The sequence below is a fragment of the Acidobacteriota bacterium genome (assembly GCA_018001935.1).
Taxonomy (GTDB): domain Bacteria; phylum Acidobacteriota; class JAAYUB01; order JAAYUB01; family JAAYUB01; genus JAGNHB01.
Genome location: JAGNHB010000080.1, coordinates 1 through 24,436 on the forward strand (window position 1 = coordinate 1; position 24,436 = coordinate 24,436).

The window sequence follows — 24,436 nt, forward strand, 5'->3', positions numbered from 1 at the left end:
CGGAGGAACACGGACTCGTCGTCTCCGCTGTCGTCAACCGGCCAGGCGCCATCCTCCTTCGCCTGCCTCCCGCCAAACGCCTCCTGCCCGCAGTCTCCCCCCCCTGCCTCCCGACAACCGCCTCCTGAAAGCTGTCTCCCCCGCCTGCCTCCCGACAACCGCCTCCTGAAAGCTGTCTCCCCCGCCTGCCTCCCGACAACCGCCTCCTGTCCGCTGTCTCCCCCGCCTGCCTCCCTCGCCTGCCTCCCCCGCCTGCCTCCCGACAACCGCCTCCTGCCCGCTGTCTCCCCCGCCTGCCTCCTGAATTCTGAATTCTTCATTCGTGTGGTTCGTGTTCTCCTTTCCCACCCTTCCCACCCTTCCCACCCTTCCCACCTTTCCCACCTTTCCCACCCTTCCCCCGAGGTCTCTCCAGTGATAAGATCTCCTTCCCGCAGCCTGGCTGCGTAAGGAGTGAAAGACCATGCCCGAACACCGCTTCTACCACGTGTCCCCCGCCGGCAAGATCCAGTCCCTGCCCTCCCTCGCAGAGGCCTTGTCCGCCCGCAAGGCCGCCGGCTACATCTGGCTGGACTTCTTCTGCCCCTCCCGGGAGGACCTCCTGCCCCTCGTGGACTCCCTGGGCGTCCACCCCCTCTCCGTGGAGGACTGCCTCGACGACGATCAGATCCCGAAGATCGAGAATTTCCCCACCAGCACCTTCCTCCTGGTGAACGCCTACCGCTTCGCCGGTAAATCCCTCACCATCGAAGAGCGGGATTTCATCCTGGGCAGCGACTACCTGGTCACCGTGAGCCGTTCGGAGCACCCGACCCCGCCCTACCTCCGGGAATCCCTCCGCCTCGACCTGGAGTGCCTCCGGCGCGGCCCGGACTTCCTGCTCCAGTTGGTCCTCGACTTCACCGTCGACCAGAAAGGCGCCGCCCTCGAAGCCATCCAGGACGAAATCGACGCGGTGGAGGGAAAGATCCTTCAGGACACCTCCCTTTTCCACCCCGCCGATCTGACGCGCCTCCGGAAACAGCTTCTCACCCTCCGGAAGAGCCTTTTTCACGAACGGGAGACCCTGGTGAAGGCCTGCCGGCGCGACTCGCCCTTCATCTCGGAAAAGGCCGTCTACCACTTCCGGGACATCTACGACCACTTGGCCAAGTACTTCGAAATGGTGGAGATCTCCCGGGACATGATCACCAGCCTCATGGAGATGTACCTCTCCATGGTCAACAACCAGATGTCCCTGTCCGCCAACCGGACGAACCGCGTGGTGCGGCGGCTGACCTTCATCACCACCATCTTCATGCCCCTGACGCTGCTGGCGGGGATCGGGGGCATGTCCGAGTGGACCATGATGACCGGCCCCGAGAACTGGAAGATCTCCTACCCGATCTTCTTCGCGGCCACGCTCCTGATCGGCCTGGTCAGCTACCACCTTCTCCGGTGGGTGGAAGGACGCCCCTCGAGGACATCCCCGCACGACGGGCCGAGCCGGCGGCGGGCACCCCTCCGGCCCAGAAGCGACTTCCCCCGCGGTGATTAATTTCGTCATCCGCGATTGACAAAAAGTGTCATCTCGCGTCGGGGCCCTTCCCCGGCCCCCACGTTCCGGGCCGTTCCGGACGGTCGATGACCGGGACCCGCGGGCGCGCGCATCCCCCCCTCCTTTTCTCCCCGGGTGATGGCACACGGATTGCGAATACCCTGCTTTCAGCACATCCGCTGAAGGAGGGTTCGATGATACGTGGGTTCGGAACGGTTTTGGCGGTGGCGGCCCTGGCGGCGCCCGGTTGCGCCCAGGGGTTCACCGTCGGCCATCTTCACTCGGACGTCCACCGCATTCCGCCGGTCTGGGTCCAGCAGGCCCGGAGCACTCTGCACGTCGCTTACCAGCACACCTCGCACGGCTCTCAACTGGTTACGGGGATGGATTGCCTGAAGGCCTTCCCCGCGTTCGGGACCACCTACGACTGGGACGACGCCGGGGCCCGCCCGGGCGCCCTGGACCTCGACGACGTAGGGATCCCCGGTTGCGCGGACCTCAGCCAGGGCGACTACATTGACCCCAACGGCGTCACGCCCTGGGTCACGGCCACCCGTACGCTGCTCGACAACCCCGCGAATGCCCACGTCAACGTGGTCATCTGGTCCTGGTGCAGCATCGCCGGGCACGACATCCCCCGCTACCTCACCAACATGGAAATCCTGGTCTCGGAGTACGGCCCCGGCGGCAGCAAACCCCGGGCGGCGACCAACCCGGTGACCTTCGTCTTCATGACCGGTCACGCGGAAGGGGGAGGGGAGGGCGATTCCTCCGACTCCCGCAACAACCAGATCCGCCAGCACTGCCTCACCAACCACCGGGTCCTCTTCGACTTCGCCGACCTCGAGAACTACGACCCGGACAACAACTACTTCCTGGGCAAGCGGGTGGACGACGCGCTCTACTACGACTCCGACAACAACGGCACCCGGGACAGGAACTGGGCCACCGAGTACCTCGGACGCCACAACGGGTCCGAACTCTACCAGCTGGTGAACGGTACCACGGGCTACTCGGGCTGCGGCGGCTGCGCCCACTCCCCCGAGGGCGGCGAGACCGCCGACGCCCGCCTCAACTGTGTCCTGAAGGGCCGGGCGCTGTGGTGGCTCCTGGCGAGGATCGCCGGCTGGAACGGGACGCCCGAGGCCACCTGCGACTTCAACGCCGACGGGAAGACCGACCTGCTCTGGCGCCACAGCCTCACGGGCGCCCATTCGCTCTGGTACCTCAACGGGGCGGTCCTTTCCGGCGCTTCGCCGCTCCAGAGCGTCGATGCCGCCTGGACCATCGCCGGTACGCCGGACCTCAACGGGGACGGCCACCCCGACCTTTTCTGGCGGGACCCCGTCAGCGGGACCAACTCGGTCTGGTACATGAACGGCGCGGCGGTGAGTTCCGTATCCCCCTTTCCGACCGTTTTTTCGGGATGGGAGGTGGCGGGTTTCGGCGATTTCAACGCCGACGGCAAGGTCGACATCCTCTGGCGGGCCCCGGTCGCTGGAAGCAATTCGGTGTGGTTCCTGGACGGTCTGGACTTCCTCGGCTCCGCCAGCGTCCCCCCGGTCGGGTCGGGCTGGGCCGTCGGCGGCGTGGCCGATTTCAACGCCGATGGCCAATCCGACATTCTCTGGCGAAATCCCTCGACCGGCGTCAATTCCATCTGGCTCATGAACGGGGTGACCGCGTCAAGCATCGCGGCTTTCCCGACGGTGGGGGCCGACTGGGCCATCGCCACCGTGGCGGATTTCAACGCCGACGGCCGCCCAGACATCCTCTGGCGAAATCAGGCTGCCGGCAACGGGGCCCTCTCGGTCTGGTACCTGAACGGGACCGCCGTGACCGGGTCCGGCCCCCTCGACCCCTGTGCCGTGTCCGACACGGGATGGTGCGTCGTCAACTGAAACGCTTTTGTTTGTCCTCTACCCCCGGGCAGGCTTCCTCAGCCTGCCTATTTTTTTTAGGGGGAACCCGATGCGCGAAGGGCCCGGTCCGCCCTGGCACGGTAGGCGCCTTCTGCCGGAAGGCGCCCGTTGGGATTGGGTTCTCGTGCGCCGCCCGGCAGGCGGCGCGTACGGTAGGCGCCTTCTGCCGGAAGGCGCTCGTTGGGATTGGGCTCCCGTGCGCCGCCCGGCAGGCGGCGCGTACGGTAGGCGCCTTCTGCCGGAAGGCGCTCGTTGGGATTGGGTTCTCGTGCGCCGCCCGGCAGGCGGCGCGTACGGTAGGCGCCTTCTGCCGGAAGGCGCTCGTTGGGATTGGGCTCCCGTGCGCCGCCCGGCAGGCGGCGCGTACGGTGAAAAAACTGCTGGCATCCCGCGTCGAACCTGCTATAATGCGCCGTTGCAACTTGAGTGTCCCATGAAAGTCGTAAAAAAATACCTGTTGACCATCCAGTTTTTCATGCAGAAGATCGGCCCCCTGAGCTGACGGTGCCCCCTTGCACCTTTCCGTACCCAACCGTCTTCATCCCATCGAAAATTCTGGAGGATAGCAATGAGAGAAAAGATCCGTGTCATCATCATGGGCGCCGCCGGCCGTGATTTCCACAATTTCAACACCTATTTCCGCGACAACGACCTGTTCGACGTGGTGGCCTTCACCGCCACCCAGATCCCGGACATCTCCGGGAAGAAGTACCCCGCCGAGCTGGCCGGTAAGCTCTACCCCAAGGGCATCCCCATCCACGACGAGAAGGAGCTGGTGGAGCTGATCCGGAAGCACAAGGCCAACCAGGTGGTCTTCTCCTACAGCGACCAGCCCCACGAGAACGTGATGCACAAGGCCTCCATCGTCCAGGCCGCCGGGGCGGACTTCGTGATGCTGGGCCCCGACTCCACCATGATCAAGTCCACCAAGCCCGTGATCTCTATCTGCGCGGTGCGCACCGGCTGCGGCAAGAGCCAGACCACCCGGGCCATCGTCCGCCGCCTCCAGGCCATGGGCAAGAAGGTGGTCTCCATCCGCCACCCCATGCCCTACGGCGACCTCGCCAAGCAGGCCGTCCAGCGCTTCGCCTCCCTCGAGGACCTGAAAAAGCACCACTGCACCATCGAGGAGATGGAGGAGTACGAGCCTCACATCGCCATGGGCGCCGTGATCTACGCGGGCGTCGATTACGGGCGGATCCTCCGCGAGGCCGAGAAGGAAGCCGACGTCATCATCTGGGACGGCGGCAACAACGATTTCCCCTTCTACCGGTCCGACCTGGAGGTGGTGGTGGTGGACCCGCACCGGCCGGGCCACGAGGTGGAGTACCACCCCGGCGAGGTGAACTTCCGCCGCGCCGACGTCATCGTCATCAACAAGATCGACTCCGCGGACCCCGAGAACGTCGGCATCGTCCGGGAGTCCATCCGGGAGTGCAACCCTGACGCCGTGGTCATCGACGCCGCGTCCCCCCTGTTCGTGGACAACTACAAGGCCATCGCCGGCAAGCGCGTCCTGGTGGTGGAGGACGGCCCGACCCTCACCCACGGGGAGATGGAGTACGGGGCCGGTGTCGTCGCCGCCATGAAGTACGGGGCGGCCGACCTGGTGGACCCCCGCGAGTACGCCGTGGGCCGGATCGTGGAGACCTTCGAGGAGTACCCGGAGATCGGGACCCTCCTGCCCGCCATGGGGTACGGCGGCCAGCAGATCAAGGACCTGGAGACCACCATCAACAAGACCAAGTGCGACCTGGTGATCATCGCCACGCCCATCGACCTCAACCGCGTCTGCAAGATCAAGCACCCGACGGTGAAGGTGGACTACGAACTCCAGGAGATCGGCAAGCCCGACCTGGGCGACGTGCTGGAGTCGTTCTTCTGCGGCTGCGGCGAGACGCCCTGCAAGGAGACGAAGAAGGCCGCCAGGAAAGGCGCCAAGACCGCGAAGAAGTGACCGAGGAGGCGGCGGGGCGGGCCCGTCCCGCCGCCGTTCATAAATCCCACGGAGGTGCCGCATGACGGAAAAAGTGGATCGCGGGCGGCTGGAGATCAACACGGACGAGTGCAAGGGATGCGGCCTGTGCATCGACCAGTGCCCCGTCAAGGTGATCGAGGTCGCCCAGGACATCATCAACAAGCAGGGGTACAACCCCGCCCGCTACAAGGGCTCCGGCTGCACCGGCTGCGGAACGTGCTTCTACACCTGCCCGGAACCGGGGGCCATCACGGTCTACCGGCTCGCGAAACAGCAGTAGCGGAAGGGAGGAACCATGCCCAAACAACTGATCAAGGGAAACGTGGCGGCGGTCAAGGCCGCTATCCTCGCCGGGTGCCAGACCTACTTCGGCTACCCCATCACCCCCGCTTCGGAGATCGCCGAGGCGGCCTCCATGTACTTTCCTCTGGCCGGCCGCACCTTCATCCAGGCGGAGAGTGAAGTGGCCGCCATCAACATGGTCTACGGCGCCTCGGGCGCGGGCGTCCGCTGCATGACCGGCTCCTCCGGCCCCGGCATCTCCCTCAAACAGGAGGGGATCTCCTACTGCGCCGGCGCCGAGCTGCCCTGCGTGATCGTGGACATCATGCGCGGCGGCCCGGGGCTCGGCAACATCGGCCCCGAGCAGGCCGACTACAACCAGGTGGTCAAGGGCGGCGGCCACGGCAACTACAAGTGCCTCGTGCTGGCCCCCAACTCCGCCCAGGAGATGTGCGACTTCACCATCCTGGCCTTCGAGCTGGCCGACAAGTACCGGATGCCGGCTTATGTCCTCACCGACGGCGTCGTCGGACAGATGATGGAGTCGGTGGATTTCCCCAAGTCGGTGGACGTCCCGCCCCGTCACCCCTGGGGGCTCCACGGCAACGCCGAGACCCGCGGCAACCTCATCAATTCCATTCTTCTCGAGCATCCCGAACTCGAGGCGCACAACCGGAAGCTCCAGGCGCGTTACGCGGAGGTCCAGGCCCGCGAGGTCCGGTTCGAAGAGTACCAGGTCGACGACGCGGAGGTCGTGGCCATCGGCTACGGGATCGTCAGCCGCATCCTGCGGACCGCCGTGGACCTGGCCCGCAAGGAAGGCATCAAGCTCGGCCTGTTCCGGCCGAAGACCCTGTGGCCCTTCCCCTCGAAGCAGATCGAAGGTCTGTGCGGCAAGGTCCGGAAGTTGCTGGTGGTGGAGATGTCCAACGGCCAGATGCTGGACGACGTCCGGTTGGCGGTGGAGGGCCGCAAGCCCATCGAGTTCTACAACCGCATGGGCGGCTGCGTGCCCACGGCCGAGGAGCTTCTCGGCGTCGTGAAAAAGCTGTAGGAGGCGGGCCATGTACGAAATCGCATTGCAGAAAGCGAAGAGTTTCTATAAGGAATACGCGCGGAAGAGTGGTGACAAGAGCGTGACCCACTACTGCCCCGGCTGCGGGCACGGCGTGGCCCACAAGTACATCGCCGAGGCGCTGGACGACTTCGGGCTCGCCGAGAAGACCATCTTCTGCGCCCCCGTGGGCTGCTCCGTCTTCACCTACTACTACTTCGACACCGGCAACATCCAGTGCGCCCACGGCCGGGCCCCCGCGGTGGCCACCGGCGTCAAGCGCCCCAACCCCGACAGCGTGGTCATCTCCTACCAGGGCGACGGCGACCTGGCCGCCATCGGCGGGAACGAGATCATCCAGGCGGCCAACCGCGGCGAGCAGATCGCCGTGTTCTTCATCAACAACGCCATCTACGGGATGACGGGCGGGCAGATGGCCCCCACCACCCTGGTGGGCCAGAAGACCGCCACCTGCCCCCGCGGCCGCGACGTCCACAACGAGGGCAACCCCATGCGGATGTGCGAGCTGATCGCCCAGCTCGAGGCCGCCGTCTACGTGGAGCGGGTCTCCCTGCACAGCGCCGCGTCCCGGGCGAAGGCCCGCCGGGCGGTTCGCAAGGCCCTCCAGATCCAGAAGGAGAAGAAGGGCTTCACTTTCGTGGAGATCCTCTCCCAGTGCCCCACCAACTGGAAGATGGGGTCCGCCCAGTCCTTGAAGTGGATCGAGGAGAGCATGCTCCCGGTCTTCCCCGTCCAGATGTTCAAGGACGTCTCCGAGACGGCCCAGCCCTTCTCCACGCTCAAGCACACCGTGGGCGAAGGCGGCCTGCTGGGGGTCCTGGAACTGCCGGAGGAGGACGAGGCGCCCCTGCCCGTCACCGGCGAGATCCCGCCCCAGTTCCTCAACCCCCGCATCAAGATCTCCGGGTTCGGGGGGCAGGGGGTGCTGCTCCTGGGCCAGGCCATGGCCCAGCTCGGCATGATGCAGGGCTACAACGTGAGCTGGCTCCCGTCCTACGGTCCGGAAATGCGCGGCGGGACAGCGCACTGCCACGTCACCATCTCCAGCGATCCCATCGGGTCCCCCATGATCACCGCGTCCACGGTCTGCGTGGCCTTCAACAAGCCCTCCCTGGTGAAGTTCGAGACGGAGCTGGTCCCGGGCGGCCTGCTGATCTACAACACCTCCATGATCGACATCGATCCCACCCGCAAGGACGTGGAGTGGCTGCCCATCCCCGCCACCCGGATCGCCCAGGACCTGGGCAACATCCGGTTCGCCAACATGGTGATGCTGGGGGCCTTCGTCGAGAAGACCCGGCTCATCCCCATGGAGACCGCCGTCAAGGGCCTGCCGATGTTCATCTACGCCAAGAAGTTCATCCCCGACAACGTCAAGGCCCTCGAGGCCGGCGCCGCCTGGGTGCGGGAGAACAGCGCGAAGTAATTCCCCCCTCTGCGGTTTTTCCTTCACAACGGCGGTCCTTTCGGGGACCGCCGTTGTGTTTGTGTCCTTGGCAGGCGTGAATGCCCTCGTCCGGGACGATCTGATACCCTTTGGCTATCAGCGTGAGCAGCGCAGGAGGACCGGAAGCCCGAGCGGTACCTGGCCCGTCTGGCCAGGCATTCGCGCCTGATCGTGGGCGAGCCGGGCTGCATCCCGTTTTCGAAGGAAGGGATAATCATGCGACCCCTCGCGCTCGCCGCGCTGGGCGAAAGTCCGAAAAAACGCGGGATTCCTACACAAATTGAACTGACGGGGTTCGGGCCGCGGTTGAGGGCGAACTCCCCTCAGGGGCGGCGGGACCGGCAAGACTTACCTAAGGATTTTCTGAAGAGGCCCTGCCAAATGTCCAATCAACAGGAAGGAGGGAGACGCTGATCCATCGCGACTACATTGCAATGCGAAGATTGGCCTGGATCGGCAGTTCCATCAAATCGCTCCGCAACAGACGCGTGGAGAAAAACAAAACCTCCAAATTCTCGATCTCTCTCGTTTGCGGATTTAATCTGGCGACAACCTCATCCCCAAGTTCTTCCGATTCCTGCTCCGCGTAGGCTTTGACCTTGTTGATGTAAAGGATGTCCGCTTCCCGGTCATACGTGAAACTTAGCTTTTCTCCCATTCGATTTCTCCTTCCGCCAACTTTCTGGCGATATAGGCCGTAGCGATCCAATGCCGTTGTTTGGTCGCCTGGCTGATGACCACAACCACAACATGCTCGCCGTCAAGAAGATCCGTGAACCATCGCGAAAAGAGCCTGGCGCTGCTGAACCGTGTGCTTCGGCGGACCTGGTCCGGATCCGCCAGCGTTCCGGCGATTCGCTCACGATTCGCTGGCAGGAGATCCGGGTGGTGTTCGGCTATGTGGATTTCCCGTTCATCGGTCAACTCCACCGCCGCATTCAGATACGGGCAATAGAATTTTTCCATCAAGGCCCCTCTCGACTACTTGGCCATCCGCTTCAGGCCCCGCTTTTTCATCCAGCCGTGGAGATTGGCTTCCGTCGTGCTGTAACGTCGGGCAACAAAACGTTGGGTAGCGCCATTGGCCAGCAAGGCTTCGATTTCCGGGCGAAACGCATCCAATTTGCTCTTCCCCGGGCCTGCGGGGCGTCCCAACTTCATGCCGGAGGCCCTTTTCGCCCAGAGCGCCTCTTGCGTACGCTTGGAAATCAGATCCCGTTCAATCTCAGCCGCCATGGCGAAGGCCATGGCGATGATTTTACTTTGAATGGATTGGTCCAGTTGCCAGTTGCCCTTCACCGCGAAAACGCGAATTCCCTTCTGCGCGGCCAAGGAAAGAATCTCCATACATTCCAGCATGCTTCGCCCCAACCTGGACAATTCATTGACGATGATGCTATCACCTTCTTGGAGGACATCAAGCGCTTCGGCGACTCTCCGCTTGCGCCAACTCACCCTGCCCGAGACTTTCTCCTCGATGAACCGGACCTGCCCTAAATTTTTGTCGTTTGCCAAATGGAGGATCTCCGCCTTGTTCTTCTCGATGTCCTGATCGATGGTGGAAACCCGCAAATATGCTATGTTCTGTTGTGCCTGTCTGTCCATCTTCAGCCCTACTCTCATTTGGATTCGTCATATACCCTGCCGCTGGTCATATTTTATGCGATATGTTATCCTTTTATCAATGTATTTCGCTTAATATTTACATTAGTACAAAGGAACGTTTTCGCAATAATGGAACCGTTGAAATACCCCAAAGAGTTACCTGGGCGCCCTCGGGGTGGATCCGAAGGTCTTCTTCACCCCGGCGCCCCTGCCGACGCGGCCCCTGGCCCTGGGGCAATGACGGACCGCGTGCGCGAAAGAAGATGCCGCCCCCGGGTGCCCGACGAGGCTCAGAAGGAGAGGGGAAGCCCCGCGAAGCGGCCGAGGGGGGCCAGGGACACGCGGAGGGCCCGGAGGGCGGGCGCCAGGGTCCGGCGGGCTTCCGCGGGCCGGTGGAGTTCGAGCAGGACCAGCGCGAGCCGGACCCGGGCGGTCAGGTCGTCGGGCTCCTTCTCCAGGTACGTGCTCAGGTGGGTTTCGGCCTCGAAGTAACGCCGGCCGGCCGCCATCAGGGTCCCGAGGGCGAGCCGGGCGGGCTCGAAGGCGGCGTTGTGGACGAGGGCCTGCCGGTAGGCAGCCTCCGCCGGTTCCATCCGCTCCATCTGGAAGTAGAGGTTGCCGAGGTTGAAGTGGGCCAGGTAGTAGCCCGGGTTGCTTCCCAGGGCCGAGAGGTAGGCCTGCTCGGCTTCCACGAAATTCCCTTTTTTCTGCAACAGGTTGCCCAGGTTGGTCCACGCGGCGAAATCCTCCGGGGCCTTTCCCACCACTTGGCGATACACGGCGATCGCCGGGTCGGTCTGCCCCCGGCGGGAAAGGATTTTCGCCAGGTTCGAGTAGAACTCGGCATTCTTCGCCTGCTCCTTGAACTGCCCGAGGATCGCCAGGGCCTCGTCGAGGCGGTCCTGCTCGATGAGGACCCCCGCGATGTGGTTGGCGGCGTCGTCGGAGCCGGGCTGGATCCGGTAGGCCTGCCGGTAACAGGCGAGCGCGGCCCGCCGGTCGCCGCGGACCCGGTGGACGTCGCCCAGCATCAACCAGACCGACTCCCGATGGGGGGCGATCCGGCAGGCGTTGACGGCGGCGGCCATCGCCTCGTCCAGACGCCCGATCCGCACCTGCTCGTTGGCCAGGTGGAGCCAGGCCCGCTCCTTCCCCGGCGACTTGGCCGCCACGTCCTCCCAGAAGGTCAGGCTCCCGCGGTAGACGGACAGGCGGTCCGCCAGGAGGAAGAGGTTCAGGGCGACCACCAGCAGGGCGGCGAAGCCCAGCGCCAGGGTGCTCGCCAGGAACGAGAACCGGGGCTCGGGCAGCAGCCTCGGCAGCGAGGCCGTCAACCAGGCCGCGGCGAGGGCCAGCCCGGCCGCGGGGAGGTAGAAGCGGTACTCCATGACGGGGTCGCTGATGGGAACGAGGCTGGCGAAGGGAAGGATGCCCAGGAAGAAGAAACTCATGGCCCAGGCCGGCAACCGGTGGCCCCGGCGGGCGGCGTGGACGAGCAGCGCGGCCAGGCCGGCCAGCACGGCGGCCGAACCCAGGAAGGCGGGGTCGAGGGCCGAGTTCACCACCGGCCAGTCCCAGTCCCCGCACAGCCACCGCGGCAGGGGGAGGACGAACACCTTGAGGCAGTGAAGCCAGACGGTGAGCTGGGTCAGAAGGAACGCACCCCGCGGCATCGCCGGGGTCTCGGCCCCCACGGTGGGGCCGTAGTCGAAGCCGGCCATCCGGACCAGCAGTGCGGCGGCCGCCAGGCCCAGGAAGAGGTAGAGCTTCCAGTGACGGGCCAGCCTCCCCCGGCGCGAGCCGCCCCGGAACAGGTCCAGCGCCAGGCACACCGCCGGGAAGGTGATCATGCTCTCCTTGCAGAGGACGCCCCCGCAGAACGCCAGGCAAACCCAGCACCACGCCAGGGGTTTTTCGCGCTCCAGGTGGTCCAGGAAGAGGATGAGGCCGAGGAGGTAGAAGACGGCGTACATGACGTCGCCCCGGTAGGCGGAGAGCATGACGGCCATGGACTGCAGGGGCGAGACCAGGAAGAGGAGCCCGGCGAGCACGGGGAACGCCGTGACGAAGAGCGGCGGCAAGGGCCTTCCCCGGTTGGAGAAGAAGGCCATGAGCCTCCGGGCGAGACAGAAGAGGAGGAAGGCGCAGAGGGAGTGCAACAGGATGGAGAAAAGGCGGAAGCCGGCGGGGGAGATGCCGGTGAGGGCGTAATTCAGCTTGTAGGAGAGCATCACGAGCGGCCGGTTGAAGGTGACGACGCCGTTGAGGTCCGACAGGCTGCGGAGGGCCCCGTTGTCGCGGATCCAGTAGAGGTCGTCGAAGAGGAACGGGGCGTTGAGGCCCTTGAGGTAGATCAAAAAACCGAACACCTGGAAGAGGAGCAGGATGTAGACCAGCTGCCGTCGGGAGGGGGTTTCGGTTTCCATGGCGCCTTTCGCCTCAGGCGTCCCGGACCACGCGCGGGACGTGGGCCCCGATCCGCGCGACGATTTCGTAGTTGATGGTGTGGCAGGCGGCGGCCAGTTCGTCCGCCGTGATCCGCTCCTTCCCCTGGGCGCCGATGAGGACGGCCTCGTCCTCGACGGCGGCGTCGGGGATGTCGGTCACGTCGGCCATGAGCATGTTCATGCACACCCGCCCCAGCACTGGCGCCCGCTTTCCCTTGACCAGGACCTGGGCCTGTCCGGAGAGCCGCCGGTCGTAGCCGTCGTAGTAGCCCACGGGAAGCACCGCCATCCGGATGGGGTGGGTGGCGCGGAAAGAGCAGCCGTAACCCACGTGGCTGTCCGCGGGGATGCGCTTGATCTGTGCGATCCGGGTTTTCCACGAGAGGACGGGCTCCAGCCGGGGCGGGTCCTGGTGAAGCAGGATGGTGGACAGGTAGGTCTCCTTCGACGGCCACAGACCGTAGGAGGAGATCCCCACCCGGGCCATGTCGAAGTGGGTTTCCTTCAAGAGGATCGCGGCGGCCGAACACGCGGCGTGGACCGGCGGGCGCCGTCCCAGGACGCTCTCGACGCGACCGATCATCCGGTTGAAGTTGACGAGCTGGAATCGGGCGAAGGCGTGGTCGGTGGTGTCCTCGATGTTGGCGAAGTGCATGCTGACGCCGGCCATCGACAGCCCGTCGAGGTTTCGGATCAGCAGGAGGATGTCCTGGAGATCCTCCTCCATTACCCCCTGGCGGTTCACCCCGGTCTCGAGCTTGAGGTGGAAGGGGGCTTTGCGGCCCGCGCCCTTCGCCGCCTCGTGAAGCCGGATCAGGGATGCGGCGTTGTAGAGCACGGGCTCGAGGCCGGCCTCGAAGGCGTCGCCGAGCCTGGCCAGGGGGATGTAGCCCAGCACCACCACGGGCAGGTCGAGGCCCAGCTCACGGACGCGCAGCCCCTCCTCGAGGTTGTTGACCCCGAGCACGTCGGCGCCGCCCCGTGCGGCCAGGGGGGCGACGAGGTCCAGCCCGTGGCCGTAGGCGTCGGCCTTCACCACCGCCATCAGGCGGCTCCTCCCCCCGAGGATTTTCCGGAAGACCTTGAGGTTGCTGCAGTAGGCCGCGGGGTCGATCTCGACCCACTGCGTGAGGGTTGACCGCATGTCGCCTCTGTCAGATGAACTGCTGGTGAGGCTTTTCCATGGCCGCCAGGACGCTCTGGATGGCCCCCTTCACGGTGGGGTTGGTCGTCTGGGCCTGGATGTCGTTGAGGTACTCCTTGAGCAGGTTCGACCGGGTGGAGGCGAACATCCCGAGCAACTGCTGGAAGGTCTTCATCTGGGTGCTGGGTCCGCCGATCTTGACCAGCTTGGGCCGCCCGACGTGCTTGCTTTCCTCGAGCGCGTTCTGGGCGATCAGCCCGATGGCGTCGGGGAACGGGGCGAAATCGAAGGTCCCGATGCCTTCCACCAGCGAGTCCTTGAACTTGTCGAGGTCCTGCGCCGTGCATTTCGGGTCGATGTCGATGACCTGGCCGGGGTTTTCCGCGGTCAGGATCTGGATGAACAGCTGGGTGCCGCCCTGGGGGTCATAGAAGAGATAGTCCGCCGCGGCTTCCTTGACGATCCCGGGGTAGGTGGTGGGGGTGAGGTAGATCTTGTACATCTCGAGGATTTCGGCGACCGAAACGTCCGCGGGGCGCTCCACCTTGGTGGTCAGGAGCAGGAGGTTCCGGATGAAGAACCACTTGGAGTAGGTCTGGCTGCGCAGTTCCCGGAGGATCGTGTGGAAGACCTCCGGTTCGAAGACCGTGATGTACTGCATCAGGAGCTTCCGCTGCTGGGGGTCCTCCTCCTGGACCAGCCGCCCGAGGAGGGTCTGGGGGCGCGTCTCGAAGATGTTGGCGAACAGGGGCTTGAGCTGCCGCTTCTTCTCGGGGTTCTGGAGGTAGTCGTCGATGATGGCCTGGTTGAACTCCTTGAGGGTCAGGACGGCCGCGAGGTCCCGCTCCAGGAACTGGTCCTTCCGCTGGTCCACGATTTCGGCCACGAAGCCGAGGAGGAGGTTGGCGGACTCGATCTCCTCGCGGTTGAAGAGTTCTTTGCCGGTGTTGATCATGGCGATGAGCCGCTCCTTGAGGACCGTCTCGCTGATGATGTTCTGGAAGGTGTCCCGGATTCCGTTGATCCGGGGGGCGATCTTGTCGCACCGCTGCCGGGGGGTGAGGGCCGTGTCCGCCGCGTGGTCGGTGATGGCCGACATCTGGATCTGGAACCGTTCCCCCGTGATCTGGATGTACTCGCTCTCGGTGACCTTGTTCTCGCCGTCGACGGAGAACTGGACCTCGTACTCGGGCATCCGCTTCTTGGACTCGGCCTCGATGGACTGCTGGAACTGCCGCTTGACGTTGGGGAGATCGGTCTTGAAGGCGTCCCGCTCGTCCACGGGGCACAGGGCGTAGAGTTCGCTGATGAAGGGCTTGACGAACTGGTTCAGGTCGAAGTTCGGGAGCGAGCAGAAGGAGTTCGCCTGGTAGATTCGCAGCAGGGCCTTGCAGAAGGACTCGTAGATGGGGGTCCCCGTGGTGTTGGCGACGGCCTGGGCCCAGCGGTGGGAGATCTTGGCGATCTGCCCCGGGGTGAAGAGCTGTCTGCCCTCGGTCCGGAGGACGATCTGCAGGACGTCCTGGACGTCCAGGGCGGTCACCTCGTCCGCCAGGTACTTGATGAAATAGTTCACGATCTGGGCGGGGGTCAGTTGCTGAAATTGTTCACTCATTCATTTTCATCCTTGACGCCGGAGTCCCGTTTATTGTATCAAATGGGGCGTGATGATGCAATTGACTTTACTTGGACGACTGAAAAAGCTTGTCCGAGTCTGAAACCCGGGACGCCCCATGCCTTTTTGCACCATAGATTCCGCGATCGAGGACATCCGCGCCGGGCGGATGGTCATTGTCGTGGACGACGAGGACCGGGAGAACGAGGGCGACTTCACTCTCGCTGCCGAGCGGGCGACCCCCGAGGCCGTCAACTTCATGGTGACCCACGGGCGCGGGCTGGTCTGCCTGGCCCTGACCCCGGAGCGCCTGGAAGCCCTCCAGGTGCCCCTCATGGTTTCAGAGAACACCTCCGCCTTCGGCACGGCCTTCACCGTCTCGATCGAGGCGCGCCGGGGCGTCACCACGGGTATCTCCGCGGCCGACCGCTGCCGGACCATCCTGACCGCGGTGGACCCCGCAACCCGTCCTTCCGACCTGGCTCGCCCCGGCCACATCTTCCCCCTGCGCGCCCGTGCCGGGGGCGTGCTGGAGCGGGCCGGGCAAACGGAGGCCGCCGTCGACCTCTCCCGGCTTGCGGGCCTGCAGTCCGCCGGCGTGATCTGCGAGGTCATGAACGAGGACGGGACCATGGCGCGGCTCCCCCAGTTGGAAGTGATCGCCGCCCGGTTCGGGTTGAAGATCGTGTCCATCGCCGACCTCATCCACCACCGTCTTCGGACCGAGAAACTGGTCCAGGAGGTGACGCGGGGGGAGATCGCCACCGAGTTCGGGCCCTTCACCGCGGTCGTTTTTCGGAACACGGTGGACGATTGCCAGCACCTCGCGCTGGTCCGCGGCGACATCGGCGGGCCGGACCCGGTCCATGTCCGGGTCCAGACTCAGACGATCCCCGGCGACGTTTTCCACGCCCTGTCCTTCCCGTCGGGCGATCACCTGCGCCAGAACCTCCGCTTCATCGCCCAGCGGGGTCGCGGGGTCTTCGTCTACCTCATGCCCCCCCAGGGCTGCCTCTCCCTGGCCGACGCCATCCGGCGCTGCAGCGGGGCCGCCCTCCCCGGCGCCGCGGTCCCCCCCGAGCCGGACCCCTGCGGGAAGGACCCTCTCAACTACGGCATCGGCGCCCAGATCCTGGCTTCCCTCGGGTTGAGCCGGATCATCGTCCTCTCCCGGCACGCGGTGCGATTCAAGGCCCTGCAGGGGTACGGCCTCGAGGTCACGGGCTTCGAGGACGCGGGGGAACCCGAGGGCGAGGAGTGCGCCGTTCACGTCGAAGCAAGGAAATCCAGTCTCTAAATTCTTTCAAGGAGGATTTGGTATGAACAAGGCAGAATTGGTCAAGGTCATGTCGGAGAAGGCCGGGATCACCCGGTGCCAGGCCGCTTGCGCCCTGGAGAGCTTCTTCGCGGGGGTCGGGGAGTCCCTGAAGAAGGACAAGAAGATCGTCTTCGTGGGCTTCGGAACGTTCAAGGTCACCAAGCGCGCCGCCCGCAAGGGGCTCAACCCGCAGACCAAGAAAGAGATGAAGATCCCCGCCAAGAAAGTCGTCCGTTTCGTCCCCGGCAAGAAGCTCCGCGACGTCGTCGCCTAGCCCGAACGGCCTTCAACACGGCGGGCCGGGCCGGGCCCCGCCCGCCGCTCTCTCCTTCGGCGGACGCCCATTCCGGGCGTCCGCCCCGGTTTTCATCCGCCACGCATCCTCAACGGACGGGGGAGTCATGAAAAAGTTGATCGCGGTCATTCTCGGGGGCGGGCAGGGGACCCGGCTCTACCCGCTGACCCTCCACCGCTCCAAGCCGGCCGTCCCCCTCGCCGGGAAGTACCGGCTCATCGACATCCCCATCAGCAACTGCATCAACTCCGGGATCAACAAGATCTTCGTCCTCACCCAGTTCAACTCGGAATCCCTCAACCGGCACATCGCCCAGACCTACCACTTCGATATGTTCTCCAAGGGTTTCGTGGACATCCTGGCGGCCGAACAGACCTTCGACTCCCGGGACTGGTTCCAGGGGACGGCGGACGCGGTCCGGAAGTGCTACCGGCACTTCGAGGCGTACAACCCCTCGGACATCCTCATCCTCTCGGGCGACCAGCTCTACCGGATGGATTTCAGGGATTTCCAGGACTTTCACCACCGGAACGACGCCGACGTGACCGTGGCCACCATCCCGGTCGTGGAGGAGGACGCCTCCGAGTTTGGGATCATGCGGGTCGATCCCGACCTCCGCATCAACAACTTCGTCGAGAAGCCCTCCCGGGCGAACCTGCCCCCCCTGGCGGTCTCGCCCGACGGCATGACCGCCCTGCCCGAGAAGGTCCGCCAGGTGTTGAACCAACGACCCTATCTGGCTTCCATGGGCATCTACTTCTTCAAGCCCCGCGTGCTGTCGGACCTGCTGAAAAACCCCGAGTTCACCGATTTCGGGAAACACCTGATCCCGAACGCCATCCGGAACCTGCGGGTCTTCAGCTACCCCTACGGCGGCTACTGGTCCGACATCGGGACCATCAAGTCCTTTTTCATGGCGAACCTGTCGCTGACCCGCGCCAAGTCGGACTTCGAGCTGTACGACGCCAACGCCCCCATCTACACCCACGGGCGCTTCCTGCCTTCCTCGAAGATCTTCCAGTGCCGGGTCCACAGTTCCATCGTCTCCGAGGGGTGCGTGCTCAGCGGGGCCCTCGTCTGGAACTCCATCGTGGGGATCCGGTCCCGGATCGGCGAGGGAAGCGAAATCCGGGAGTCCCTCCTCATGGGGGCGGACTTCTACGAGGACGCCGCGGCCTTCAACGACAACCGCCTGGCCGGGCGCCCCGACATCGGCATCGGCAACTTCTGCACCATCAAGCGGGCCATCATCGACAAGAACTGCCGGATCGGCAACAACGTCCAGATCGTGAACACGCACAACATGCAGAACCACGACGGCGACAACTACGTGATCCGGGACGGCATCGTCATCATCCCCAAGAACGCCTCCATTCCCGACAACACGGTGATCTGATTGGTTCCCGGACCCGCCACCGACGCCGCCCTCCTGATCGCCGCCTACTTCCTCGGCTGCTTCAGCACGGGTTATTACCTCACGCGCCTGGTGAAAGGCAAGGACATCCGGGACGTCGGGAGCGGGAGCACCGGCAGCCGCAATGTCTCCCGGACCCTGGGGGCCTGGGGTTTCACGGTGGTTTTTGTCATCGACGTCGCCAAGGGGGTGGCCGCGGTCTGGATGGCCGGTCTCTACGGGACGTCCCCATGGGTGACCTACGCGGTGTTACCCGCGGTGGTCGTGGGGCACATCTGGCCCGTGCAGCTCTCCTTCCGGGGCGGGAAAGGCCTGGCCACGGCCCTCGGCGGCGTGGTCATCCTCGACCCCCACCTCCTCTGTTTCGGCTCCGTGCTCTGCGGCCTGTTCCTCCTGTTCTGGCGAAACCTCATCCGGAGCGGGTTGACGGCCGTCCTGCTCGCGCCCGCCTGGTACCTCGTCCCCGTCCTTTTCCGGAATCAGCAGTTCACGCCCGTCCGGCCCCTGCCCCACATCCTCGCGGTGGCGGCGGTCTGCGCCCTGGTCCTCGTCGCCCACCGGGAGAACATCCGGGAGGACTTCTTCGGCCCGCGGCCGACCCCTGAAAATTCCCATTGAGAACGCCGGTGTTTTGTGGTGAAATAAGCGGCTATCATGCCGAGGAAGGAACGTCATGTCCCTTTGGAACCTTGATTTCAAAATCGCGACGGAACCAGGCGAATTCGAGCAGATCCACCGGTTGAACTACCAGACCTTCGTGGAGGAAATCCCCCAGCACCCCCCCAACGAAAGCCGCATGCTGGTGGACAAGTTCCACGAGAAGAACACGTACTTCATCTGCCTGAACGATGCCCGGCTCGTCGGGATGCTGGCCATGTGCGACGAGCGCCCTTTCTCTCTCGACCAGAAACTGGACGACCTTGACACGTACCTCCCCGCCGGCTGCTCGGTGTGCGAGTTCCGCCTGCTCGCCGTCGCCCCGGACTACCGGCACACCTCGGTGTTCGCGGGGCTCTTCAAGTTGGCCGCCAAGCAGTGCATCAAGCGCGGGCGAAACCTCGGCATCATCTCGGGCACGACCCGGCAGGTCAAGCTTTACCGGCGGATGGGATTCACCCCCTTCGGGCCGCTGGTCGGGGCGGACGGCGCCAAGTTCCAGCCCATGTACGTCACCCTGGACCGGATCTCGGAGACCCTGGAAAGCGTGGAGAACGACCGCCGGCGGAGGCTGGTGAGCTTTCTGCCCGGTCCCGTCAACATCCGCCAGGACGTCCGGGATTGTTTCGCCACGCCGGCCGAGTCCCACCGGTCCGCCAAGTTCATGAAAATGATGGCCGAGACCAAGGAACTCCTCTGCCGGGTCACCCGGGCTTCCCGGGTGGAGATCACCGTGGGGAGCGGGACCCTGGCCAACGACATGGTCGGCGCCCAGATCCGGCTCCTCGAAAGCCGCGGCCTGCTGCTGACCAACGGGGAGTTCGGCGCCCGCCTGATCGACCATGCCGAGCGTCACGGCCTGGCATTCGACACCCTGTCGGCCGAGTGGGGGAAACCCTACGACTACGATGGCATCGACGCCCACCTGGGGGCCCACCCCGAGATCCGGTGGATGTGGAGCACCCACTGCGAGACGTCCACCGGGGTGCTCAACGATCTGGCCCGGTTGTCGGGGATTGCCGAGCGCCACGACGTCAGGCTCTGCATGGACTGCACCAGTTCCCTCGGCGTGGTCCCCCTGGACTTCAGCCGGCTGTGGCTGGCCTCCAGCGTCTCCGGCAAGGGCCTCGGGGCGTTCCCTGGCCTCTCCATGGTCTTCTGCAACCACGAGATTCACAGCGACCGACGGATCCCCCGCTACCTGGACCTCGGGTACTACACGGCCAACGAGGGGGTCCCCTTCACCCACTCCTCGAACCTGATGTCGGCCCTGAACTCGGCGGTTCGCCACATGCTCTCCAACCCGCCCTACGAGGTCATCCAGCGCCGGAACCAGCGGCTGAGGGAGGAGCTTTTCCGCCTCGGCTTCGACGTCATGTCACCGCCCGAGTACTCGTCCCCCGCCGTGATCAGCATCATCGTCCCCCCGCCGGCGTCGTCCATGGCCATCGGCGAAGACCTGGAGCGCCAGGGGCATCTCCTGAGCTACCGGAGCGCCTACCTCCAGCAGCGCAACATCATCCAGATCTGCCTGATGGGGGAGAACGACGACGAGCACTTCCAGGATATGCTCTACTCCCTGATCCGGGTCGCCGCGAAACATCACGTGAAGCATTGATTTCTTCTTGATTTCCTCCCTTTTTCCTGTAAGATGACCGGTTTATTTTTTCAGCCGGCGGCATGCCGCGCACCCGGGGGAGGTGCCGGTTCTCCCGGCAACCCTGGGGAGAGGACTTGAAGGAACTCGAAGGCTGCGTCGATCTGCACTTGCACACCACCCGGTCCGACGGCACCATGACGCCGGCCGAGGTGGTCCAGTACGCCCGGATGAAAGGCCTGCGCGCCATCGCCATCACCGACCACGACACGGTCGGCGGGAACGAGGAAGCGATTGCGGAAGGCCGCAGGCTGGGGGTCGAGGTCATCCCCGGGGTCGAACTGAGCATCGCTTTCCAGCCCGGCGAGTTCCACCTGCTGGGTTACTTCATCGATTACGAGAGCCGGGAGCTGCAGCGGTCCCTGGGCAGCCTCCGTGAACACCGGCGGATGCGGAACCCCCAGATCGTCCAGAAGCTGGCGCAGATGGGAATCGCCCTGAACCTGCAGGACATCCAGCGGGTGTCCCCCAACGAGAACGTGGGGAGGCCTCACATCGCCGCCGCCATGGTGGAAGCCGGGTACGTCCAGTCGGTCCAGGAGGCGTTTGACCGCTACCTCAAGAAGGACGGCCCGGCGTACGTCCCCAAGGAGTACCTCACCCCCGAGCAGGGGATCGCCATGATCCACCGGCACGGGGGCATCCCCGTCCTGGCCCACCCCCACACGCTGGAAATCGGGACCCTGGAGAAGATCGGCGGCATCCTCGAGCGCCTCTGCACCTACGGCCTGATGGGGATCGAGGTGTGGTACAGCGGGAACTCCCCCCGCAAGTCCGCCATCTACAAGAGCCTGGCGACCCGTCACGGCCTCTGCATGACCGGCGGGAGCGATTTCCACGGCGACGTCAAGCCGGGCATCGAACTCGGGACGGGCCGCGGACGCCTGAAGCTCTCCTATTCCATCGTGGTCGAATTGAAAAAGCGGCTCCCCGACACCCACCCCCTCTTCGAGAGACCGTTCCGGCGCCTGTGGGAACTGCTGCACATCTGAACTTCCCCGGGAGGACACCCCCATGGATCTCGCGAAACTGTTTCCGCGCATTCTGAAGCCGGCCCTCGGTTGCACGGAACCGGTCGCCGTGGGCCTCGCCGTCGCCGCCGCGGTCCGGGAGGCGGCCGGGTGCGGCCCCGGCGGCGGGCCGGCGTACGTGCCCCCGGCCGGTGAGCGGCTGCAGTCGATCCGGGTGCGGGTCAACCGGAATGTCTTCAAGAACGCCTTCTCGATCCTGATCCCCAACGCCGAGGGGCACAAGGGGATCGTCATGGCCGCCGCCCTGGGCGCCCTCTGCGACCCGGCCCTCGATCTGCAGCTCTTCCGCTCCCTCGGGCACGATCACATCACGTCGGCCCTCCACCTGATGGACGAAGACCGGGTGAAGGTGGACCTGGCGGAGAACGTCGACACCGACCTCTTCATCGAGGCGGTTGTGTCACTGGCTCTCGACGACGGGGCCCACGAGGGTGAATGCCTTATCCGCGACCGGCACTCCAACATCGTCCGCCTGGCCCGGGACGGCCGGGAGACCTTCCGGCGGGACGCGCCCGGCGAGACCACGGCGCCCGAGGAGGACCCCGGCTTTGCGGAGCTGTACGCCCTGCGCTTCGCCGACCTCCCCCCCTTGGCCCGTGACCTCCCCGAACCGGTCCGGGACCTTCTGCGCCGGACGGTCGAACTCAACACCGTGGCCTGCGAGGCGGGCCTTGCACAGCCCCTCGGCCTGGGGGCGGGCTTCTTCGGGCTCTCCGCCGGGGACGGCGACCGGCGTACCCCGGACGTGGCCAGCTTAACGGCCGCCGGCAGCGACGCCCGCATGTCGGGATTCCCCGTGGAGGTCATGAGTTCGGCCGGCTCGGGCAACCAGGGGATCATCGCGACGGTACCCGTGGCGGCCTTCGCCCGGGCGAACGGCATCCCCGAAGACCTTCTCCTCGAGGCAGTGGCGCTCTCCCACCTCGTGACCATGCACCTGGCCCTGCACGTGGGCTACCTCTCCGCATTGTGCGGGGTCGCGGTGAAGGCGGGGATCGGCGCCGCTTGCGGGCTGGTCCGGTTGATGGGCGGCACCGTCGAGGATATGGAGCGGGCGCTGAAGATCATGGTGGCCACGCTCTCCGGCATGATCTGCGACGGCGCCAAGGCCGGGTGCGCTCTCAAGGTCAGCTCCTCGGCCGACATGGCCCTGCGGTCCGCCCAGCTCGCCCTCCGCAAGATCGAGGTCCCGGACGACAACGGGATCGTGGCGCCCACCGCCGACGAGACCATCCGCAACCTGGCCGCCCTTGGGAAGTCCATGGAAACGGCCGACGACAAGATCCTCGCCATCATGCAGTCGAAGCTCCAGTAGTGGCGCCGGCTTCAGCCGGCGCCACTACTTCAGTTTTCGTTGGAGGAAGGCGATGGCCATCAGGCGTCCGGACAGGATGGCGGTGGCCGCGCCCACGACACCGGGCCAATCCAGCCCCCGGAGGACGAGGGCGAGGACCACCAGGAGCCCCCCCACCTCGATTCCCGTCGCCCAGGTCACGAAGCGGGTCCGCCGCTGCCCGATGAGCAGGGCGCGCTGGAACGACAGCAGCACCTCCAGGGCCGGCATGAGGACGAGGATGGCCAGGGGAAGGAGGGCGAAGTCCGCCAGGTCGGGCGTCAGGCCCGAAACGTGGGTGAACCACAGCCGCGCCAGGGGCGTGAACGCCACCACCGCCAAGGCCCCCGTGGCGCACGATCCCATGATCCGCCCGAAACCCGCCAGGACGGCCCGGCCCTCGAATCGTTCGCCCAGGAGGGCGACGCACGCTTCCTGGTAGGAGATGCCCACGCAGCGGAAGATGAAGGTGAAGGAGTGGACCACCGGCAGGACCGCCAGCGATTCCAGGGCGAAGCGGCTCCGGCCCAGGAAGAAGGTCACGATGGGCGTCACCGCCAGGGTCAGGATGGAGGTCAGCGCCAGGGGGAGGTAGAACGACGCGATCTCGCGGTAGCGGATCGACCCGGCGTGGGGGGCCTCCGCGGCGGCCGCCTCCGCCCGGAAATCCCGGACCATGCCCCGGGCCATCCACCGGCTCGCCGCCGCTTCCAGGAGCACCCCGAAGGAGAGCGCCGCCGCGCCGATGCACGCCCCCGGCAGGGGGAGCAAACGGTAGCAGGCATAGCCGGACACGGACATGCCGCAGAGCCGGACCACCGTCCCGTAGGCCACCCGCCGCGTCAGGTCCCGCCGGATGAGGATCCCCTGGTAAAACCGCCGATACCCGATGGCGGCCGGCCAGGGGAGCAGGAGGAGCGTGGCGAGGTGCGTGATCCGGGCCACCTCCGGGGGGAGCCCGATGGCCTTCTCGGCCAGGAGGGTGAACACCGGGGGGAGGAGGAGGACCCCCATGACGGCCGTGATGAGCGTGTTCAGGGCGTAGGTGAAGCGCCGGAGCTTCCGGAAGGCCTCCGCGTCCTTGACCAGGGCCGTGGAAGCGCTCATGATCATGATGATGGGCGCCTCCACGATGAGGGCCAGCGAGAAGGCCACGCCGAAGGCGGCCAGGTTGTACTTGGCCTCGCCGAGCCGGGCGATGAGGGCGGTGATGAAGGGCCCCTCAGCGGACATCATGAACCAGGTGGCCGCCAGGGGGAGCCAGAAGAGGGTGATCCGCTTCCGGTCGAGATTCGAGGTGTCGGGTCCGTGCTCCATGCCGCCTCCGGGCAAACGGGGGATTTCAACATAAAAGCATGGACAATGCAAGGTGATGGAAGGCACGGGTGATGAAACATGATCCCGGCAGGAGGAAGGGGGGGACGGAGAAACCGTCCCCCCGGGCAGTTGAATCAAGCTTTGGCGTGCTTGTCCCGCTCAGTTTCCTCCCAGGCCGGGGTACACCACGAGCGTGGTGTTACCCGGCGCCAGGATGAAGGCGTCACAGGTGAAAACGTTGTCGCCTTCCAGGAGGAGCCAGGCCAGGTCCGCCGCCGCGCCGGTGAAAATCGCGCCCGCGTCCAGTTCGAGCTTGGCCAGGGCGTCGAGCGCCGCGGGATAGGCGGCCAGCAGGGTCCCGT

General features: G+C 65.4%; 20 protein-coding genes and 1 pseudogene. 13 read left to right on the forward strand and 8 right to left on the reverse strand.

Features of this window, described 5'->3' with window-relative positions:
• Window positions 1-463 precede the first annotated feature (463 nt).
• The 6 genes and pseudogenes from KA419_19470 to KA419_19495 all read left to right on the forward strand — a co-directional run bounded on the left by KA419_19470 (window position 464) and on the right by KA419_19495 (window position 8,220).
• Window positions 464-1,537 carry a magnesium transporter CorA family protein gene (locus KA419_19470; GenBank protein MBP7868116.1) on the forward strand — a complete coding sequence of 358 codons (1,074 nt, stop codon included), beginning with the start codon at window positions 464-466 and terminating at the stop codon, window positions 1,535-1,537.
• A gap of 194 nt (window positions 1,538-1,731) precedes the next feature.
• Complete coding sequence (locus KA419_19475; GenBank protein MBP7868117.1) at window positions 1,732-3,438, forward strand: VCBS repeat-containing protein; 1,707 nt, start codon at window positions 1,732-1,734, stop codon at window positions 3,436-3,438.
• 583 nt (window positions 3,439-4,021) lie between these two features.
• A pseudogene (locus KA419_19480) lies at window positions 4,022-5,338 on the forward strand (GTPase).
• A 139-nt stretch (window positions 5,339-5,477) separates the two neighbouring features.
• The gene (locus KA419_19485; protein ID MBP7868118.1) at window positions 5,478-5,717 is read left to right on the forward strand and encodes a ferredoxin family protein; all 240 of its coding nucleotides are present in this window, start codon (window positions 5,478-5,480) and stop codon (window positions 5,715-5,717) included.
• A 15-nt stretch (window positions 5,718-5,732) separates the two neighbouring features.
• Window positions 5,733-6,773: a 3-methyl-2-oxobutanoate dehydrogenase subunit VorB gene (locus KA419_19490; GenBank protein MBP7868119.1), complete on the forward strand. Its 1,041-nt coding sequence runs from the start codon at window positions 5,733-5,735 to the stop codon at window positions 6,771-6,773.
• A 10-nt stretch (window positions 6,774-6,783) separates the two neighbouring features.
• The gene (locus KA419_19495; protein MBP7868120.1) at window positions 6,784-8,220 is read left to right on the forward strand and encodes a 2-oxoacid:acceptor oxidoreductase family protein; all 1,437 of its coding nucleotides are present in this window, start codon (window positions 6,784-6,786) and stop codon (window positions 8,218-8,220) included.
• 445 nt (window positions 8,221-8,665) lie between these two features.
• Here the strand turns inward: KA419_19495 and KA419_19500 are convergent, their stop codons facing one another.
• The 6 genes from KA419_19500 to KA419_19525 form a co-directional block, all read right to left on the reverse strand.
• The gene (locus tag KA419_19500) at window positions 8,666-8,899 is read right to left on the reverse strand and encodes a DUF2283 domain-containing protein (GenBank protein ID MBP7868121.1); all 234 of its coding nucleotides are present in this window, start codon (window positions 8,897-8,899) and stop codon (window positions 8,666-8,668) included.
• Entirely contained in the window at window positions 8,884-9,207 is a 324-nt protein-coding gene (locus KA419_19505; GenBank protein ID MBP7868122.1) for a TIR domain-containing protein, read from the reverse strand. The genes KA419_19500 and KA419_19505 overlap by 16 nt, the downstream gene beginning before the upstream one ends.
• A 15-nt stretch (window positions 9,208-9,222) precedes the next feature.
• Window positions 9,223-9,846, reverse strand: coding sequence for a recombinase family protein (locus KA419_19510; protein ID MBP7868123.1), 624 nt, complete (start codon window positions 9,844-9,846; stop codon window positions 9,223-9,225).
• A gap of 290 nt (window positions 9,847-10,136) precedes the next feature.
• On the reverse strand, window positions 10,137-12,272 hold the full coding sequence (locus tag KA419_19515) for a tetratricopeptide repeat protein (protein ID MBP7868124.1): 2,136 nt from the start codon (window positions 12,270-12,272) through the stop codon (window positions 10,137-10,139).
• 13 nt (window positions 12,273-12,285) lie between these two features.
• Complete coding sequence (alr, locus tag KA419_19520) at window positions 12,286-13,437, reverse strand: alanine racemase (protein ID MBP7868125.1); 1,152 nt, start codon at window positions 13,435-13,437, stop codon at window positions 12,286-12,288.
• 10 nt (window positions 13,438-13,447) lie between these two features.
• A complete protein-coding gene (locus KA419_19525) occupies window positions 13,448-15,052 on the reverse strand; it encodes a hypothetical protein (protein MBP7868126.1) in 1,605 nt (534 codons plus the stop codon).
• A 118-nt stretch (window positions 15,053-15,170) separates the two neighbouring features.
• Between KA419_19525 and ribB the strand changes: the two genes are divergently transcribed.
• From ribB to KA419_19560, 7 genes are all read left to right on the forward strand, one after another.
• Complete coding sequence (gene ribB, locus KA419_19530) at window positions 15,171-16,349, forward strand: 3,4-dihydroxy-2-butanone-4-phosphate synthase (GenBank protein MBP7868127.1); 1,179 nt, start codon at window positions 15,171-15,173, stop codon at window positions 16,347-16,349.
• Window positions 16,350-16,371: 22 nt separating this feature from the next.
• On the forward strand, window positions 16,372-16,644 hold the full coding sequence (locus tag KA419_19535) for an HU family DNA-binding protein (GenBank protein ID MBP7868128.1): 273 nt from the start codon (window positions 16,372-16,374) through the stop codon (window positions 16,642-16,644).
• Window positions 16,645-16,771: 127 nt separating this feature from the next.
• Window positions 16,772-18,061, forward strand: a complete 1,290-nt coding sequence (locus KA419_19540) for a glucose-1-phosphate adenylyltransferase (GenBank protein ID MBP7868129.1) — start codon at window positions 16,772-16,774, stop codon at window positions 18,059-18,061.
• Window positions 18,062-18,697: a glycerol-3-phosphate acyltransferase gene (locus KA419_19545; protein MBP7868130.1), complete on the forward strand. Its 636-nt coding sequence runs from the start codon at window positions 18,062-18,064 to the stop codon at window positions 18,695-18,697.
• Between the two features lie 55 nt (window positions 18,698-18,752).
• Window positions 18,753-20,354, forward strand: a complete 1,602-nt coding sequence (locus KA419_19550; GenBank protein ID MBP7868131.1) for an aminotransferase class V-fold PLP-dependent enzyme — start codon at window positions 18,753-18,755, stop codon at window positions 20,352-20,354.
• 116 nt (window positions 20,355-20,470) lie between these two features.
• Window positions 20,471-21,385, forward strand: a complete 915-nt coding sequence (locus KA419_19555; GenBank protein MBP7868132.1) for a PHP domain-containing protein — start codon at window positions 20,471-20,473, stop codon at window positions 21,383-21,385.
• A 22-nt stretch (window positions 21,386-21,407) separates the two neighbouring features.
• Window positions 21,408-22,739 (forward strand): serine dehydratase subunit alpha family protein, encoded by a 1,332-nt coding sequence (locus KA419_19560; protein MBP7868133.1) that lies wholly within the window; start codon window positions 21,408-21,410, stop codon window positions 22,737-22,739.
• A 24-nt stretch (window positions 22,740-22,763) separates the two neighbouring features.
• Here KA419_19560 and KA419_19565 read toward each other — a convergent pair whose 3' ends face one another.
• Window positions 22,764-24,074: a hypothetical protein gene (locus tag KA419_19565; GenBank protein ID MBP7868134.1), complete on the reverse strand. Its 1,311-nt coding sequence runs from the start codon at window positions 24,072-24,074 to the stop codon at window positions 22,764-22,766.
• Window positions 24,075-24,233: 159 nt separating this feature from the next.
• Window positions 24,234-24,436 (reverse strand): hypothetical protein (locus KA419_19570; GenBank protein ID MBP7868135.1); only part of this gene is annotated, 203 nt, incomplete at its 5' end.

Excerpts from the sequence above, each read along its gene's own strand:
- KA419_19475 (MBP7868117.1), top strand. The coding sequence starts at position 1,732 with ATGATACGTGGGTTCGGAACGGTTTTGGCGGTGGCGGCCCTGGCGGCG.
- KA419_19495 (MBP7868120.1), top strand. The coding sequence starts at position 6,784 with ATGTACGAAATCGCATTGCAGAAAGCGAAGAGTTTCTATAAGGAATAC.
- KA419_19550 (MBP7868131.1), top strand. The coding sequence starts at position 18,753 with ATGTCCCTTTGGAACCTTGATTTCAAAATCGCGACGGAACCAGGCGAA.
- KA419_19510 (MBP7868123.1), bottom strand. The coding sequence starts at position 9,846 with ATGGACAGACAGGCACAACAGAACATAGCATATTTGCGGGTTTCCACC.
- KA419_19470 (MBP7868116.1), top strand. The coding sequence starts at position 464 with ATGCCCGAACACCGCTTCTACCACGTGTCCCCCGCCGGCAAGATCCAG.
- alr (MBP7868125.1), bottom strand. The coding sequence starts at position 13,437 with ATGCGGTCAACCCTCACGCAGTGGGTCGAGATCGACCCCGCGGCCTAC.
- ribB (MBP7868127.1), top strand. The coding sequence starts at position 15,171 with ATGCCTTTTTGCACCATAGATTCCGCGATCGAGGACATCCGCGCCGGG.
- KA419_19505 (MBP7868122.1), bottom strand. The coding sequence starts at position 9,207 with ATGGAAAAATTCTATTGCCCGTATCTGAATGCGGCGGTGGAGTTGACC.
- KA419_19565 (MBP7868134.1), bottom strand. The coding sequence starts at position 24,074 with ATGGAGCACGGACCCGACACCTCGAATCTCGACCGGAAGCGGATCACC.
- KA419_19515 (MBP7868124.1), bottom strand. The coding sequence starts at position 12,272 with ATGGAAACCGAAACCCCCTCCCGACGGCAGCTGGTCTACATCCTGCTC.
- KA419_19535 (MBP7868128.1), top strand. The coding sequence starts at position 16,372 with ATGAACAAGGCAGAATTGGTCAAGGTCATGTCGGAGAAGGCCGGGATC.
- KA419_19540 (MBP7868129.1), top strand. The coding sequence starts at position 16,772 with ATGAAAAAGTTGATCGCGGTCATTCTCGGGGGCGGGCAGGGGACCCGG.
- KA419_19500 (MBP7868121.1), bottom strand. The coding sequence starts at position 8,899 with ATGGGAGAAAAGCTAAGTTTCACGTATGACCGGGAAGCGGACATCCTT.
- KA419_19525 (MBP7868126.1), bottom strand. The coding sequence starts at position 15,052 with ATGAGTGAACAATTTCAGCAACTGACCCCCGCCCAGATCGTGAACTAT.
- KA419_19490 (MBP7868119.1), top strand. The coding sequence starts at position 5,733 with ATGCCCAAACAACTGATCAAGGGAAACGTGGCGGCGGTCAAGGCCGCT.
- KA419_19485 (MBP7868118.1), top strand. The coding sequence starts at position 5,478 with ATGACGGAAAAAGTGGATCGCGGGCGGCTGGAGATCAACACGGACGAG.
- KA419_19560 (MBP7868133.1), top strand. The coding sequence starts at position 21,408 with ATGGATCTCGCGAAACTGTTTCCGCGCATTCTGAAGCCGGCCCTCGGT.